Origin of the sequence: Asanoa ishikariensis, assembly GCF_900107455.1 — a bacterium.
Lineage (GTDB): Bacteria > Actinomycetota > Actinomycetes > Mycobacteriales > Micromonosporaceae > Asanoa > Asanoa ishikariensis.
This window is the reverse complement of sequence record NZ_FNQB01000003.1, coordinates 1,492,925-1,507,865: the sequence shown is the minus strand read 5'-3', so window position 1 is coordinate 1,507,865 and position 14,941 is coordinate 1,492,925. Positions and strand designations below refer to the sequence as shown.

13 protein-coding genes are annotated in these 14,941 nt (G+C 70.7%); 8 read left to right on the top strand and 5 right to left on the bottom strand.

Translation table 11 applies throughout. The features are described from left to right. Positions 1-2: 2 nt before the first annotated feature. Both BLV39_RS30875 and BLV39_RS30870 read right to left on the bottom strand, forming a co-directional pair. The gene (locus BLV39_RS30875; RefSeq protein WP_239083862.1) at positions 3-1,001 is read right to left on the bottom strand and encodes a TolB family protein; all 999 of its coding nucleotides are present in this window, start codon (positions 999-1,001) and stop codon (positions 3-5) included. Continuing rightward, positions 998-2,236 (bottom strand): MFS transporter, encoded by a 1,239-nt coding sequence (locus tag BLV39_RS30870; protein WP_090800154.1) that lies wholly within the window; start codon positions 2,234-2,236, stop codon positions 998-1,000. The genes BLV39_RS30875 and BLV39_RS30870 overlap by 4 nt, the downstream gene beginning before the upstream one ends. Positions 2,237-2,356: 120 nt before the next feature. Here BLV39_RS30870 and BLV39_RS30865 point away from each other — a divergent pair, with 120 nt between their 5' ends. The 5 genes from BLV39_RS30865 to BLV39_RS30845 all read left to right on the top strand — a co-directional run bounded on the left by BLV39_RS30865 (position 2,357) and on the right by BLV39_RS30845 (position 9,365). After that, entirely contained in the window at positions 2,357-3,730 is a 1,374-nt protein-coding gene (locus BLV39_RS30865) for a CBM96 family carbohydrate-binding protein (RefSeq protein WP_090800153.1), read from the top strand. Positions 3,731-3,823: 93 nt separating this feature from the next. Continuing rightward, positions 3,824-4,336, top strand: coding sequence for a 2Fe-2S iron-sulfur cluster-binding protein (locus BLV39_RS30860; RefSeq protein WP_090800152.1), 513 nt, complete (start codon positions 3,824-3,826; stop codon positions 4,334-4,336). Position 4,337: 1 nt separating this feature from the next. Next, positions 4,338-5,315 (top strand): FAD binding domain-containing protein, encoded by a 978-nt coding sequence (locus tag BLV39_RS30855; protein ID WP_090800151.1) that lies wholly within the window; start codon positions 4,338-4,340, stop codon positions 5,313-5,315. Next, a complete protein-coding gene (locus tag BLV39_RS30850) occupies positions 5,312-7,417 on the top strand; it encodes a xanthine dehydrogenase family protein molybdopterin-binding subunit (protein ID WP_090800150.1) in 2,106 nt (701 codons plus the stop codon). Before BLV39_RS30855 ends, BLV39_RS30850 begins: the two co-directional genes overlap by 4 nt. A gap of 58 nt (positions 7,418-7,475) precedes the next feature. Next, positions 7,476-9,365 carry a primary-amine oxidase gene (locus BLV39_RS30845; protein ID WP_090800149.1) on the top strand — a complete coding sequence of 630 codons (1,890 nt, stop codon included), beginning with the start codon at positions 7,476-7,478 and terminating at the stop codon, positions 9,363-9,365. Positions 9,366-9,420: 55 nt separating this feature from the next. Here BLV39_RS30845 and BLV39_RS30840 read toward each other — a convergent pair whose 3' ends face one another. Next, complete coding sequence (locus BLV39_RS30840; protein ID WP_090800148.1) at positions 9,421-10,065, bottom strand: GOLPH3/VPS74 family protein; 645 nt, start codon at positions 10,063-10,065, stop codon at positions 9,421-9,423. Between the two features lie 216 nt (positions 10,066-10,281). Between BLV39_RS30840 and BLV39_RS30835 the strand changes: the two genes are divergently transcribed. Together BLV39_RS30835 and BLV39_RS30830 are read left to right on the top strand one after the other, a co-directional pair. After that, a complete protein-coding gene (locus BLV39_RS30835; RefSeq protein WP_090800147.1) occupies positions 10,282-11,772 on the top strand; it encodes an APC family permease in 1,491 nt (496 codons plus the stop codon). A gap of 101 nt (positions 11,773-11,873) precedes the next feature. Then, a complete protein-coding gene (locus tag BLV39_RS30830; protein WP_090800146.1) occupies positions 11,874-12,851 on the top strand; it encodes an aldo/keto reductase in 978 nt (325 codons plus the stop codon). Here BLV39_RS30830 and BLV39_RS30825 read toward each other — a convergent pair. Continuing rightward, a complete protein-coding gene (locus tag BLV39_RS30825; RefSeq protein WP_090800145.1) occupies positions 12,848-13,327 on the bottom strand; it encodes a hypothetical protein in 480 nt (159 codons plus the stop codon). The two genes, BLV39_RS30830 and BLV39_RS30825, sit on opposite strands and share 4 nt — an antisense overlap. Before the next feature lie 110 nt (positions 13,328-13,437). Beyond that, positions 13,438-14,055 (bottom strand): sigma-70 family RNA polymerase sigma factor, encoded by a 618-nt coding sequence (locus BLV39_RS30820; RefSeq protein ID WP_090800144.1) that lies wholly within the window; start codon positions 14,053-14,055, stop codon positions 13,438-13,440. Between the two features lie 97 nt (positions 14,056-14,152). Between BLV39_RS30820 and BLV39_RS30815 the strand changes: the two genes are divergently transcribed. After that, positions 14,153-14,938, top strand: coding sequence for a zf-HC2 domain-containing protein (locus tag BLV39_RS30815; protein WP_275414280.1), 786 nt, complete (start codon positions 14,153-14,155; stop codon positions 14,936-14,938). The last annotated feature ends 3 nt before the right edge of the window (positions 14,939-14,941 follow it).

Genomic DNA, 14,941 nt, shown 5'->3' with positions numbered 1-14,941 from the left:
CTTTACCCGTTCGGGCCCGCCGTTACTCCCAGCGCGGCCGGTGACTCCGCGCCGGGCACGAGCAGCCGCGGCGTCCCGGAGCCGTCGGCGGGCACCGACCACACGTCGGGGCGGCCGTCGCCCTGGCGGACCGTGTAGCCGATCGTCGACCCGTCGAGCCACGCGGGCTGGTCGTCGACGCTGGCGGTCTCGGCCAACGGGGTGACCGCGAGGGAGCCGAGGTCGAGCACGGACAACCGCCAACCGCGCGTCGGGTCGCCGTCGATCGCGTGCTTGAAGGCGATCCGGCCGCCGTCCGGGGACAGCGACGGGCACTCGACGTTGTCGGCTATGGCGCGCAGCGTACGTGCGGCGAAGTCGCCCTTCATCAGGTAGCGGTGCCCGCCCGAGGACATCGTCGCGTAGAAGGTGTTGTCGTCCGCGGCGAATGTCACGCCCCAGAAGTTGCGGTCGGCGGCGCGCACCTCCTTGCCGGAGCGCGTCGCCGTGAACTCCTCCAGCGACGGGACCAGGGTGCCGCGGGCGGTGTCGAGGATGCCGGTGCGGGTGGAGAAGCCGCCGCTGTTGTAGGAGTCGCCGCCGACGAAGGTGGTCCAGCCGATCATCCGGCCCGACGCCGAGACCCGGGCCCGGTTGGGCAGCCCAGGGATGTCGACGGAGCGCACCGGTGCCAGATTCCGGTCCAGGACCACCATCTTGTACGTCCACGGCGTCGCCGGTCGCAGGCAGACACCGGTGCCGCCGGCCGCGTACGCCCGCACGCATTCGACCGAGGAGACTGTGCGTGGGCCGCCGGGGTCCATCGTGGACACGATGGCGATGTGCCGGTCGGTCACCGTCAACAAAGCAGCAGCGGGGTCGAGCGTGACCGGCTTCGATGCTGAAGGCGGGGCCGAGGTGGTGCGCGCCGCCGCGCCCCGGATGTAGAACACCGCCACCACCGCCAGCGCCAGCGCGACCCCGAGCACCACCAGCAGCCGTGTCCGTACGCTCAAACTCACGCCAACCGTCCCTTGTGGAAGAGCAGGCCGGCGGTGACTCCGCCGGCGACGACCGCGACCAGCGCCGCCATCAGGACGGCGGCGGTCGGACCCCAGGCGGCCCAGGCGAGCCCGAACAACACCGACGAGACCAGGTAGGCCAGCGCCTGCCCGGTCTGCACCAGTGCCAGCCCGGTCGCCCGCAAGGCATCTGGCAACACCGGCCCGGCCAGCGCCATCAGCACCCCGTCGGTCGCGGCGTAGTACAGCCCGTAGGCGGCGAGGGCCGCGACCAGCAGCGCCCAGCCGCCGATCGGCGCGGCCAGCAGCAGGTAGGTGACCGCCAGGGCGGCGTAGCCGGCGAGCAGCACCGGCCGTCGCCCGATCCGGTCGGCCAGCATCCCCAGCGGCGCGGCCAGCAGCAGGTAGCCCAGGCTCGTGCCGACCGCGAGCAGCGGGAACCAGAGCAGCCCGATCTCGGTGCGCCGTTGCAGCATCAGGTAGACGAAGCCGTCGCCGATCGTCGCGACGCCGAGCAGGGTGGCCGCCAGCAGCAGCCGGCGCAGGTCCGCGGAGCGCAGCAACGCCACCGCGTCCCGCACCCGGGTCGGGGAAGCCGGCGGGGAGGCCGCGAGCGGGTCCCGCTCCCGCACGAAGAGCACGAGCACCGCCACGCCGAGGATCGCGACGAGGAAGCTGGTCACGAAGACCGCGTCGTACGACTGCCCGGACCCGGCCAGCACCGCCAGCGCGACCAGCGGCCCGAGGAACGCGCCGACGGCGTCCATCGTGCGGTGCACCCCGAACGCCCGACCCAGCGCGGAAGGCGGCGTCGACATAGTGATCAGCGCGTCCCGGGGCGCGGTGCGCAGGCCCTTGCCCATCCGGTCGACCGCGACCACGAAGCCGATCCCGGTCAGCGAGCGCCCGGCGGCCAGCAGCCCGAGCTTGGCGACCGCCGACAGTGCGTAGCCGAACCCGGCCAGGGTCTTGCGGGCCCGGACCCGGTCGGCGACGTAGCCGCCGACGATCCGCAGCAGCGCGGTGGCTCCGGTGTAGACGCCGTCGACGACCCCGTACGCGAGTGGGCTCAGGTGCAGTCCCAGCACCAGGTACAGCGGCAGCACGGCGGTGACCATCTCGGCCGAGACGTCGGTTATCAGGCTGACGGTGCCGAGCGCCAGGACGTTGCCGCCGACGAACGCCACGCCGCGCCCCTTGGCCGCGCGGGGCCGGGTGATCGTCGACAGGTACACGTGGAAAACCCTGTATGCCGCGTCGGAGTGGGACAACCGCGGCCAGGTGAACAGATCGGTCGTCCTCCGTTCATCCGTTAGCCCGGACGCCGTTCATTCACTTCCGTAGATTTCCAAGCCATGCGCATCCGTATCCTGGCCGGCGCCACCACGGCGACCGTCCTGGCCGGCGGCATCATCGCCGCCGTACTCACCTCGACCAGTCCCGCGATGGCGGCGACCACGACGTTCTCGCCGTCCGCCGACACCTACGTGCAGACCGACACGGCCTCGACCAACTACGGCACGTCGACCCAGATCACGGTCGACAACAGCCCGGTCCGCCGCATGTTCCTGCGCTTCTCGGTGAGCGGCGTCAGCGGCACGGTCAGCTCCGCCAAGCTCCGCCTCCGGACGATCTCCGGCAACGACGGCAGCGACAACGGCGGCTCGTTCCGGGCCATGTCCAACACCACCTGGTCGGAGACCGGCACGACCTGGAACAACCAGCCCGCGATCGACGGCGCGACCGTCGGCTCGATCGGCAGCGTCACCGCCAACGGGTGGTACGAGGTCGACGTCACCAGCGTCGTGAAGGGCAACGGCACGTTCAGCTTCGGCGCGACGTCCAGCAACACCGACGGCGCCTACTACGACTCGCGGGAGAGCGGCGCCGACGCCCCGCAGCTCGTGCTGACCACCGGCACGACCACCACGCCGCCGCCCAGCGGCGACCCGGTGCTGGTCGGCGCGGGCGACATCGCCACCTCCGGGTCCGGCGACAGCGCGACCGCGGCGCTGGTCAACGGCATCTCCGGCACGGTGTTCACCACCGGCGACAACGTCTACACCAACGGCACGGCCGGCGAGTTCAACAGCTACTACCAGCCGACCTGGGGCGCCTTCAAGTCGCGGACCCGGCCGGCGCCGGGCAACCACGACTACAACACCTCGGGCGCGACCGGCTACTACAACTACTTCGGGTCGCAGGCCGGTCCGTCTGGGCAGGGCTACTACTCGTACAACGTCGGCAACTGGCACATCGTCTCGCTCAACTCCAACATCAGCATGTCGGCGAGCTCGGCCCAGGTCACCTGGCTGAAGAACGACCTGGCGGCCAACACCCAGGCGTGCACGCTGGCCTACTGGCACCACCCGCTGTTCACCTCGGGTGCCAACCACGCGCCGTCCACCTCGACCCGCCCGCTCTACCAGGCGCTCTACGACGCCAACGCCGACGTCGTCGTGTGGGGCCACAACCACCAGTACGAGCGGTTCGCGCCGATGAACCCCAGCGGCGGGGCCGACAGCTCCCGTGGCCTGCGGTCCTTCGTGGCCGGTATGGGCGGCGCCGACCACTACGGCTTCGGCACGATCCAGCCCAACAGCCAGGCCCGCAACAGCGACACGTTCGGCGTCCTCAAGTTCACGCTGCACAGCAACTCGTACGACTGGCAGTTCGTCCCGCAGTCGGGCAAGACGTACAGCGACAGCGGCACCGGTTCCTGCCATTGATCGGGTGTTGCGCCGAAGGCGCTTCTAGCAAGCAGAGCCACTGACACCGATGCCCGCCGCGCAGCCAGCGCGGCGGGTATGGTCAGAAATGCCATGACTGGTCCGGAGCTGTCCAGCACCGTGCGCCTCATGCTCAACGGGGCGCCTCAGGAGCTGACGGTCGACAACCGCACCACGTTGCTCGACCTCCTCCGGGACCGGCTCGACCACACGGGCACCAAGAAGGGTTGCGACCACGGCCAGTGCGGCGCCTGCACGGTGCTGATCGACGGCCGCCGCGCCAACTCCTGCCTGCTGCTGGCGGTCGCCGTCGACGGCCGCGAGGTGACCACCGTCGAGGGCCTCGAAGACGACGAGCCGCACCCGATGCAGGCCGCCTTCCTCGCGCACGACGCGTTCCAGTGCGGCTACTGCACACCGGGGCAGATCTGCTCGGCGATCGGCATGCTCGACGAGCTCGCCGAGGGCTGGCCAAGCGCGGTCACGGCCGGCCCGGTGCACCTGGACGACGCCGAGATCCGCGAGCGGATGTCGGGCAACCTCTGCCGCTGCGCCGCGTACCCGAACATCGTCGCGGCCATCCGCGAGGTCGCCGGGGGAGACTGACGTGCGCGAGTTCTCCTACGCCCGAGCCCGCGACGTCGACGCCGCGGTCTCGCTGGTCGCCGACAACCCGGGCGCCCGCTACCTGGGCGGCGGCACGAACCTGGTCGACCTGATGAAGCTCGGCATCGAACGCCCGGAGCTGCTGGTCGACGTGACCGGCCTCCCGCTGGACGAGGTCGTCGACGACGGCGGCAGGCTGCGGATCGGCGCCCTGGTGCGCAACAGCGACCTGGCCGCGCACCCGCTGGTCCGCGAGCGCTATCCCGTGCTCAGCCAGGCGGTGCTCAACGGCGCCTCGGGCCAGCTCCGCAACGTGGCCACCACCGGCGGCAACCTGGTCCAGCGCACCCGCTGCGGCTACTTCACCGACCCGACCATGCCCTGCAACAAGCGGATGCCCGGCTCGGGCTGCCCCGCGATCGAGGGCGAACACCACAACCTGGCCATCCTCGGCGCGTCCGACCACTGTGTCGCGACCCACCCGTCGGACCTCGCGGTCGCCCTGTCCGCGCTGGACGCCCGGGTCGGCGTGCAGGACCTGGCCGGGCCGCACGAGCTACCCCTCGAAGACCTCTATCGGCCCGTCGGTGACCGGCCCGACCTCGAGCTGACGGTCCGGGACGGCGCGCTGCTCACCGGGGTTTCGCTGCCGCCGCTGCCGGCCGGCACCAGGACCGGATACCGCAAGGTCCGGGAGCGGGCGTCGTACGCGTTCGCGATCGGTGCCGTGGCCGCGGTGCTGGTCGTGGCGGACGGCATGGTCAGTGACGTGCGGATCGCCCTCGGCGCGGTCGCGTCGCACCCGTGGCGAGCCCGGATCGCGGAGCGCGAACTGCGCGGGGGTCCGGCCACGGCGGAGGCGTTCGAGGCGGCCGCGGTGGCTGAGCTCGACGCCGCCCGGCCGCTGCGCGACAACGCGTACAAGGTGCCGCTGACCCGTGACCTCGTCGTCGCGGTGCTCACGGAGCTCGCCCGATGACCCGCACCTGGCAGGCCGCGCCGTCGGTCGGGCATCCGCTGACCCGGGTCGAGGGTCTGGACAAGGTGACCGGACGGGCCCGCTACGCCGCTGACATCGCGCTGCCCGGCCTCGTCTACGGCTGGGTGGTGCCGGCCACCATCCCGCGCGGCCGGGTGATCGGCATCGACGTGGCGGCCACGCTGGCCATGCCCGGCGTGCTGGCCGTGCTGCATCCGCACAACGCGCCGCGGCTGGCCGACATCGGTGAGGGCACGCTCGCGCTGTTCCAGAACGACCGGGTGGCCCATCGCGGCGCCCCGGTCGCGCTGGTCATCGCCGACACACCGGAGCGGGCACGGGAGGCCGCGGAGCGCACCGCGGTCGACTATCTCCCGGAGCCGCACGACGCGGATTTCCGCCCCGACCATCCCGGCCTGTACACACCGGACCACGTCAACCCCAACAACGCGACCACGACCGACAAGGGCGACGTCGACGCGGCGATCGCGGGCGCGGCCGTCGTGGTCGACCGGGAGTACCGCACCCCGGCGCAGCACAACAACGCGATGGAGCCACACTCGGCGACCGCGGTCTGGGCCGACGACCGGGTCACCCTCTACACGTCCACGCAGTACGCGTACACGGTGGCGCAGAGCCTGACCCGGTTGTTCGGACTCGCCCCCGGCACGATGCGCGTCGTCTCCGAGCACATCGGTGGCGGCTTCGGCAACAAGGGCGCTCCGGCACGACCGGACGCCGCGCTCGCGGTGATGGCGGCGACCCTGGTCGGCCGCCCGGTCCGGGTCACCCTGACCCGGCCGCAGCTCTACCCGTTGACCGGCTACCGCACGCCGACGGCGCAACGGGTGCGACTCGGCGCGGACGAGGACGGCCGGCTGGTCGCGCTGGAGCATCGAGCGGCCTCGCAGACGTCGCGGCTGGTCGAGTTCACCGAACAGACGGCGATCTACTCCCGGGCGATGTACGCCGCGGACAACCTGCGTACCAGCCACCGGGTCGTCGCCCTGGACGTGCCCACGCCGCGCTGGATGCGGGCACCCGGCGAGGCACCCGGCTCGTTCGGGCTGGAGTCCGCGATGGACGAGCTGGCCGAGGCGTGCGGAGTCGACCCGGTCGAGCTGCGGCTGCGCAACGACACCCAGGCCGAGCCGGCGTCCGGGCTGCCGTTCAGCAGCCGCCGGCTGGCCGAATGCCTCCGCGAAGGGGCACGCCGGTTCGGCTGGGCGGGCCGCGACCCACGGCCGGCCGGGCGCCGGGACGGACGGTGGTGGCGAGGGACCGGCATGGCCGGCGCGCACTATCCGGCCCGGACGGCACCGACCACGGCGCACGTCACCGCGCTGCGGTCCGGCGACTACGTGGTGCGGGTGGCGGCGACCGACCTCGGCACCGGTGCCCGCACCGCGCTGACCCAGCTCGCCGCCGACGCGCTCGAGGTGCCGGTCACAACCGTCCGGGTCCTGATCGGCGACAGCGACTTCGGTCCGGCCCACGGCGCCGGCGGCTCGATGGGCACCGCGTCCTGGGGCTGGCCGGTGGTCACCGCCTGCCACGACCTGGCCCACCGCCTCGCGTCCGGCGAGCCGCTGCCACCGGAGGGCTTGACCAGCACGTTCGACTCCACCGACGCCGTCGGCGCCCGCCGCGACCTGTCCCGGTACGCGTTCGGCGCGCACTTCGCCGAGGTCGCCGTCGACGTGTCCACCGGCGAGGTGCGGGTGCCCCGGCTGACCGGCGTGTACGCGGTCGGCCGGGTGGTCAACCCGCTGACCGCGCGATCCCAGTTGCTCGGCGGCATGACGATGGGACTGTCCTGCGCGCTGCTGGAGGAGTCCATGATGGACGCGCGGTTCGGCGGCTTCGTCAACCACAACCTGGCCGACTACCACGTGGCGACCAACGCCGACGTGGGCGAGCTCGACGTCGCGTTCGTCGACGACCCCGACGACGAGCTCAACCCCTCCGGGGTCAAGGGGCTCGGCGAGATCGGCATCGTGGGCGTGCCCGCCGCGATCGCCAACGCGGTCTGGCACGCGACCGGCGTGCGCCAACGGGAGCTCCCGATCGGCCCGGCCCGCGCGATCACCAGTGGACAGTGAATCAATCCTCGGATTAGCTTGGCGATCGTCGTAACCCCCCTTTCGACGAGGTGATCCGATGACCGCCGGTCATCCGCTAGAGCGGCTCAGTGCCGCCGAGATCGACGCCGCACGCACGCTCTTCCAGAAGAACGACCTGCTCAGCCCCACCACCCGGTTCGCCACCCTGGCTTTGGAGGAGCCGGCGAAGGGCGCGGTCCTGGCCTGGCGCCCGGGCGATCCCCTCGACCGGCGCGTACGCGCGCTGCTACTCGACGTGGCCACCGGGGCGGTCCGGTCGGCGGTCGTGTCCGTGACCCGCGACGAGGTCGACGAGGTCGTCGACCTCGACCCGGCCGTCGACGGCCAGCCACCGATCCTGCTCGACGAGTTCATCTCGGTCGACGAGATCGTCAAGGGCGACGCCGCCTGGCGTGCCGCGATCGAGCGCCGCGGCATCACCGACTTCGACCTGGTCCGCCCGTGCCCGCTGTCCGCCGGCGACTTCGACATCGACGGCGAGAGCGGCCGCCGCCTGCTGCGCGTGCTGTCGTTCGTGGCCAACCGGCCCGAGGACCACTGCTGGGCGCACCCGATCGACGGCGTCGTCGCCTACGTCGACCTGATCGAGCAGAAGGTCGTCCAGCTCATCGACCACGCCCTGCTGCCGATCCCGCAGGAGGAGGGCAACTACGACGACCCCGCGTTCACCGGGCCGCCGCGTGAGACGCTCAAGGCGCTGGAGATCACCCAGCCCGACGGCGCCAGCTTCCAGGTCGACGGCGACGAGGTGACCTGGGAGGGCTGGAGGTTCCGGGTCGGCTTCGACCCGCGCGAGGGCCTGGTGCTGCACCAGCTCTCCATCCAGGACCGCCCGCTGATCTACCGCGCCTCGATCGCCGAGATGGTGGTCCCGTACGCGGACCCGAGCCCGGTGCGGTTCTGGCAGAACTACTTCGACGCGGGGGAGTACCTGCTCGGCCAGCAGGCCAACTCGCTGGTGCTCGGCTGTGACTGTCTCGGTGAGATCTATTACTTCGACGCGGTCCTCGCCGACGGCGACGGCAACCCACGTGAGATCAATAACGCGATCTGCCTGCACGAGGAGGACTTCGGGGTGCTGTGGAAGCACTCCGACCTGTTCACCGAGGCGGCCGAGACGCGTCGCCAGCGCCGGCTGGTCATCTCCTACTGGGCCACGGTCGGCAACTACGACTACGGCTTCTTCTGGTACCTCTACCTCGACGGCACCGTCGAGATGGAGGTCAAGGCGACCGGCGTGGTGTTCACCTCGTCGTACGCCGAGGGTGCCGAGTACGCCACCGAGATCGCACCGGGCCTCGGCGCTCCGTACCACCAGCACCTGTTCAGCGCGCGGCTGGACATGATGCTCGACGGCGTCGGCAACGCGGTCGACGAGCTCGACGTGCGGCGGGTCCCGGTCGGTGAGGCGAATCCTTACGGCAACGCGTTCACCCGCACCGCGACCCGCCTGACCAGCGAGTCACAGGGCGCGCGCAGTGCCGACAACGGCGTCGGTCGCGTGTGGCGGATCTCCAACCCGGACAAGACCAACCGCCTCGGGCAGCCGGTCTCGTACGTGCTGCGTCCGGAGGGCCAGCCGGCGTTGCTGGCCGACGAGAGCTCGTCGATCGCCCGCCGCGCGACGTTCGCCACCAAGCACCTGTGGGTTACCCGTTACGACGCCGACGAGCGCTACCCGGCCGGCAACCACGTCAACCAGCACCCCGGTGGTGCGGGCCTGCCACAGTTCGTCGCCGACGACGAGTCGATCGACGGCGAGGACATCGTGGTCTGGCACACATTTGGCAGCACACATTTCCCGCGTGTGGAGGACTGGCCCGTGATGCCGGTCGACCGCTGCGGATTCTCGTTGAAACCGGCCGGATTCTTTGACCGGAACCCCACTCTGGACGTTCCCGCCAGCACGGCTAAGCACTGCCATTAACAACGTTTCGGGGGTACGTCCACCGCGCGGACATACCCCCGAAACAATTCTTAATTTAACGCCTAGTGATGACCGCCATGGCGGCGACCGCGCCTTCCACCCCTTGGATGGTGTCACGCAGCGGAGCGGGCAGCCGGACCACGATCGCCGTGATGGCGTCGGTGACCTCCTGCCGCGTCCACTCGAGCATGATGCGTTGTTCGAGGCCAGTCGCCTTGACCAGAGCGGCCAGCGTGGCCGTCTGCGCGTCGATCTGGGCCGGTCGCTGTAGGTAGTAGGAGAGTCGCACGAGCGGACGGGTCGCCGTCAGTGCGTTGACCGCGGGGTAACGCACAGTAAGCTTTCTGGACAAACCAGAACGCTGCTCGTCGCGACGGATCATCCCCGCGGCGACGACACGCTGTGCGACCACCTCACCGACGTTGCCGCGCAGGTGCTCGATCCAGGCGCGGGGAACGAACTCGCTCCCTCTGCTGTGGATCTCGCGCAGCACGACATCGGTGACCGGGTCTCCCCATGGGCGGGGGTCGTCGACGGCCACTTTGCCGGCGACGACGGTCACGCGTCTCTGAAGGATCAATTCCGCGAGAGCGGCACCGGCTAGGCCGGCATCCAACATCTCGTCGTTGATGACGGTCTTGCCGGTGTATTCGTTGTGTCCGACCATGAAAAGTTCGTCGGCAAGCCCTAAATCGCTCATAACCTCAGGCGGTGTGTCGAAGAGTCGATGGGATCACCGGCAGCGGGAAGGGGCGCCGATTTTGTGCGGGGCAAACTGTACGCCGATCTTGAACAGCATTCAACTGTTGTGATCCTTCGATAAGCACCCTCCACAGTCTTGAGTGGAAACCGGGGTGGTCGTACGATCGGGCGTCGCGAAACCGATCAAAGACCCTCTGAATCGAGGAACCCCTCCGTGTCCGAACAGCTCGCAGGAACTCTCGCCAGGCGACGCCTTGGCGTAGTACACCTGTTCTTCTTTGTTGTGGCGGCGTCCGCGCCGCTGACCGTGCTCGGCGGCGGCGTCACGACCACGTTCGCCGTCACCGGCTCCAAGGGCGTGCCGCTGTCCTTCCTGGTGCTCGCCGTGATCCTGGGCATCTTCGCCGTGGGCTACGCGGCGATGAGCCGCCACGTCGCCAACGCCGGTGCGTTCTACTCCTACATCGCGCAGGGCATCGGCCGCCCCGCGGGCGTCGGCGGCTCGTTCGTCGCGCTGACCGCGTACAACGCGATCCAGGTCGGCCTGTACGGCCTGTTCGGCTACATCTTCGCCGACTTCATGACGACCAAGTTCGACGTCACCGCGAAGTGGTGGGTCTGGGCGCTGATGGCCTGGGTCCTCATCGGCATCCTCGGCATGCTCCGCGTCGACCTCAACGCGAGCGTCCTCGCCGTGCTGCTGGTTCTCGAGATCATCGCCACCGCGGTGTTCGACATCGTCGGCCTGGGCAACCCGGCCGGTGGCAGCGTCTCGATGGCCGGCTGGGACTTCGGCAACCTGTTCGCCGGCGGCGTCGGCGCGGTGTTCGCACTGGGCATCGCGGCGTTCACCGGCTTCGAGTCCGGCGCCATCTACAGCGAAGAGGTCAAGGACCCGCGCCACACGGTCGCCCGGGCCACCTTCCTCGCCGTGCTCTTCACGGGCATCTTCTACGCCATCTCGGCGTGGGCGATGACCGTGGCCGTCGGCCCGGACAACGTGCAGCAGGCCGCCACCGAGGCCGGCCCGGGTGTCGTGTTCGGCACGCTGGCCGAGCACACCAACAACACGGTCGCCGACATCGCCGTCGTGCTGTTCTTCACCAGCGTGTTCGCCGCCCTGCTCTCGTTCCACAATGGAGTGGCGCGTTACCTGTTCGCGCTCGGCCGTGAGCGCGTGCTGCCGCAGTTCCTCGGCCGCACCAGCCGCCGCACGATGGCTCCCATCGCCGGCTCGCTGACCCAGACCGTCATCGCGATCGTCGTGCTGGTCGGCTTCATCGCCGCCGGCAAGGACCCGCTGCTCGACCTGTTCACCTGGCTGTCGGGCGTCTCGGCGGTCGGCGTCGTGCTGCTCATGGCCTCCACCTCGGCCGCGGTGGTCGGCTACTTCCGCGTTCGCCGGGCCGACGAGTCGCTCTGGCAGGGCACCGTCGCTCCGCTCGCGGCGACGATCCTGCTCGGTGCGCTGCTGGTGACCCTCGTGGTCAACTTCAACAGCCTGCTCGCGCCGACCAACCCGTCGTACCTGCGCTACCTGCTGCCAGGCCTGATCGCCGTCGCGGCTCTCATCGGCGTCATCTGGGGCCTGATCCTCAAGTCGTCGCGTCCCGACGTCTACGAGGGCATCGGGCGTACGGTCGGCCAGCCGCTGACCGCTGATGAGTCCGGCAAGTCAGACTCGGACTACGTGCCGGTTCACTGAGCATGTGACGAACGCCCGCGCGACCTCAGTGCCGCGCGGGCGTTCCGCGTTGTGCCGCGTACCCTCCGCATCGAACCCCTCGGTGTGAACGGAGCGTCGCCATGGAATACACCCGCCTGGGCTCGTCCGGCCTCGTCGTCTCGAAGGTCGTGCTGGGCTGCATGGGCTTCGGCGACCCCGACCGCGGCCACCACTCGTGGAGCCTCGGCCTCGACGCGACCCGGCCGCTGATCCGCCAGGCCCTCGAAGCCGGCATCACCACCTTCGACACGGCCAACGTGTACGCGTACGGCTCCAGCGAGGAGATCGTCGGCGAGTTGCTGGGCGACCTCGCCCGCCGCGACGAGGTCGTCATCGCGACCAAGGTGAACGGCAGGATGGCTTCCGGTCCGAACGGCGCGGGCCTGTCCCGGGGCGCCATCATGACCCAGGTCGACGCCAGCCTGCGCCGCCTGCGCACCGACTACATCGACCTCTATCAGATCCACCGTTTCGACCCGGAAACCCCGGTCGAGGAAACGATGGAGGCGCTGCACGACCTGGTCCGCGCGGGCAAGGTCCGCTACCTCGGCGCGTCGTCCATGTGGACCTGGCAGTTCGCGTCGATGCAGCACGCCGCCGACCTCGGCGGGTGGACCCGCTTCGTGTCCATGCAGAACCAGTACAACCTGCTGATGCGCGAGGAGGAGCGGGAGATGCTCCCGTACTGCCTCGACTCCGGCGTCGGCGTGATCCCGTGGAGCCCGCTGGCCCGGGGCAAGCTGACCCGAGAGTGGGCGGCGACGACCGAACGCGGCCGCACGGACCGCTTCGGCTCGACCCTGTACGGCCAGTCGGTGGACTCGGACCGCGCCATCGTGGAGGCGGTCGGCACGGTAGCCGCGAAACGCGACACCACCCGCGCGGCCGTGGCGCTGGCCTGGGCCCTGTCGAAGGACGCGATCACGGCCCCGATCGTCGGCGTCACCAAGGACCACCACCTGACCGACGCGGTGGCCGCCCTGGACCTCGAGCTGACGGACGACGAGCTCGCGCTGCTGGAAGAGAACTACGTCCCGCACCTGCCCGAGGGCTTCTAGCCCGCCTGGGACCACCGCTTGACCACGACGACCGGCACCGCCGCCATGGGCCAGACCTGGATCCGCAGCCGTTCCATGGTGGCGGGGTCATCGTCGGAGTCGAGGTCGAGCCGCCGCGCGACCTCCAGGTTCGACTTCGCCACGCGGACCCGCAGCCATCCCGGCGGCACCGGGAAGCGGGTCGCTTCGGGCTCGTAGTCTGTGCAGCCCATCACGATGAGGCGCCCGGAACGCACCTCGATGCTGGCCTCGGCAACGTCGTCGAAGTCGGCGCTGTCGTCCACCGGAGACCGCTCCAACACCTCTACGGCGACCCGCACCCACACATTGACAACGGTCCCGACCGCGACGGCGTCCTCGGCCACCGCGAGCATGTCGGTGTCGTCGGTCCAGGCCTCTCCGAGGTCGGATGTGGATCCCTCGTCGAACACGTGGATCTGGTAGTAGTCCGCGAACAGCCTCAGCTCATCCGACATGGGGCCATCATGTCGCAACCAGCCCGACCATGATCACCGCGGATCACACATGATCATGCCATCGGCGCGCCGTCGGCTTCTCGTACCGCAGTACGTTGCTCGCTACTGGATCAAGAGGTGGAGCGGAGGCGGTGGCCTTCGCGGTCGGCCATCGCGGCCACCAGGTCCGCGCGGGCCCGGGCCACCCGGGAGCGGATCGTGCCGACCGGGCAGCCGCACACCTCGGCCGCCTCGGCATAGCTAAGGCCGGCGATCTGGGTCGCGACGAACGCCTCGCGGCGCTCCGGGTCGAGGGCTTCGATCAGGTCGGTCAGCGCGAACCCCGCCTCGAACCCCGCGCCACCATGATCACGCGCGAGCTCGGCCTCCGCGACCGGCTGCCAGTCGTCGAGGGCGGCCAGTCGGGGGCGGCGCGAGACGTACCGGATGTGGTCCGCGCAGGCTCGCCGGGCGATCGCCAGCAGCCACGTGCGGGCCGTGGACCGGGCGTCGAACGCCGGCAGGGCTCGCATCGCCCGCAGGTAGATCTCCTGGGTCAGGTCGTCGGCCTCGCCCGGGCCGACCAGGTGCGCCACGAAGCGCCGGAGCTGGTGCTGGGTCGCCTCGACGAAGGCGTGGGCCGCGGCGCGGTCGCCGGCCTTCGCCGCCAGGGCCCAACCGGTGACCTCGTCGAGGTCGGTGGCGGGCTCGCCGGCGCGGGGGCTGCGCTGCGGTCCGGGTAGGCGCATGCCGGCAAGGCTAGCTTGTCCGGTTTACCCCGGTCACCCCGCGGTCAGAGGCAAATCTGGTGGGAACTGAACGCGGCTTTCGCGCGACTATGGAGTTGTGGAGTGTGAGCGGATCCGGGAAATGCTGTCGGCACGGCTCGACGGCGAAGACGCGCCGGGCGAGCGCGAGCTGACCGAACTGCACCTGGCCGGCTGCAAGCACTGCGCGGCCTGGCTCGACGCCGCCGCCGTGGTGACCCGCCTGGCCCGCACGGCACCCGTGCCGCAGGCGAAGCCCATCGAGGTCGACCTGGTGTCCGCAGCGCCCAAGTCCAAGCCAAAGCCCCAGCCCAATCCCCAGTCCCAGCCCCAGCGCGGGCGGCCACGGCTGGCGATCGGGCTGCGGCTCGGCCTCGCGGCGATCGGCGCTGTCCAGTTCCTGCTCGGCGCCGCCCAGGTCGCCGGTCTCGGCCGGGACGACCACGCGCACGACGCGGCGCTCGGCTCCGGGCACCTCTGGCACGAGTCGGCGGCCTGGAACCTGGCCATCGGGGCCGGTTTCGCCTTCGTCGCCCTGCACCGGACCCGGCCGACCGGGATGCTGCCCACGCTGACCGCGTTCGTCGGCGTGCTCACCCTGCTGTCCGCCAACGACATCATCGCCGGCCGGGTGGAGCCGGGCCGGCTGGCCAGCCACGGCTTCCTGATCGCCGGTTGGTTGATCACCCTGGCGCTGTCCCGCCCGGCCCTGGACCCTGGCGAGCCGCCCGCTCGCGGCACCAGGCGTTGGACGGCGTCCTTCGACCCCGAACCCGCCACGGCCCCGCCCCGGCTGCGCCTGGTCGAGCGTCGCGCCACGGTCGGCGCCCCTGTGACCGCACAGCACCGGTCGGAGGCCGCCTAAACG

Bases quoted from the DNA above. Each gene is read 5' to 3' on its own strand.
- BLV39_RS30820 (WP_090800144.1), bottom strand. From the start codon at position 14,055: ATGCGCCTACCCGGACCGCAGCGCAGCCCCCGCGCCGGCGAGCCCGCC.
- BLV39_RS30850 (WP_090800150.1), top strand. From the start codon at position 5,312: ATGACCCGCACCTGGCAGGCCGCGCCGTCGGTCGGGCATCCGCTGACC.
- BLV39_RS30865 (WP_090800153.1), top strand. From the start codon at position 2,357: ATGCGCATCCGTATCCTGGCCGGCGCCACCACGGCGACCGTCCTGGCC.
- BLV39_RS30830 (WP_090800146.1), top strand. From the start codon at position 11,874: ATGGAATACACCCGCCTGGGCTCGTCCGGCCTCGTCGTCTCGAAGGTC.
- BLV39_RS30840 (WP_090800148.1), bottom strand. From the start codon at position 10,065: ATGAGCGATTTAGGGCTTGCCGACGAACTTTTCATGGTCGGACACAAC.
- BLV39_RS30825 (WP_090800145.1), bottom strand. From the start codon at position 13,327: ATGTCGGATGAGCTGAGGCTGTTCGCGGACTACTACCAGATCCACGTG.
- BLV39_RS30845 (WP_090800149.1), top strand. From the start codon at position 7,476: ATGACCGCCGGTCATCCGCTAGAGCGGCTCAGTGCCGCCGAGATCGAC.
- BLV39_RS30860 (WP_090800152.1), top strand. From the start codon at position 3,824: ATGACTGGTCCGGAGCTGTCCAGCACCGTGCGCCTCATGCTCAACGGG.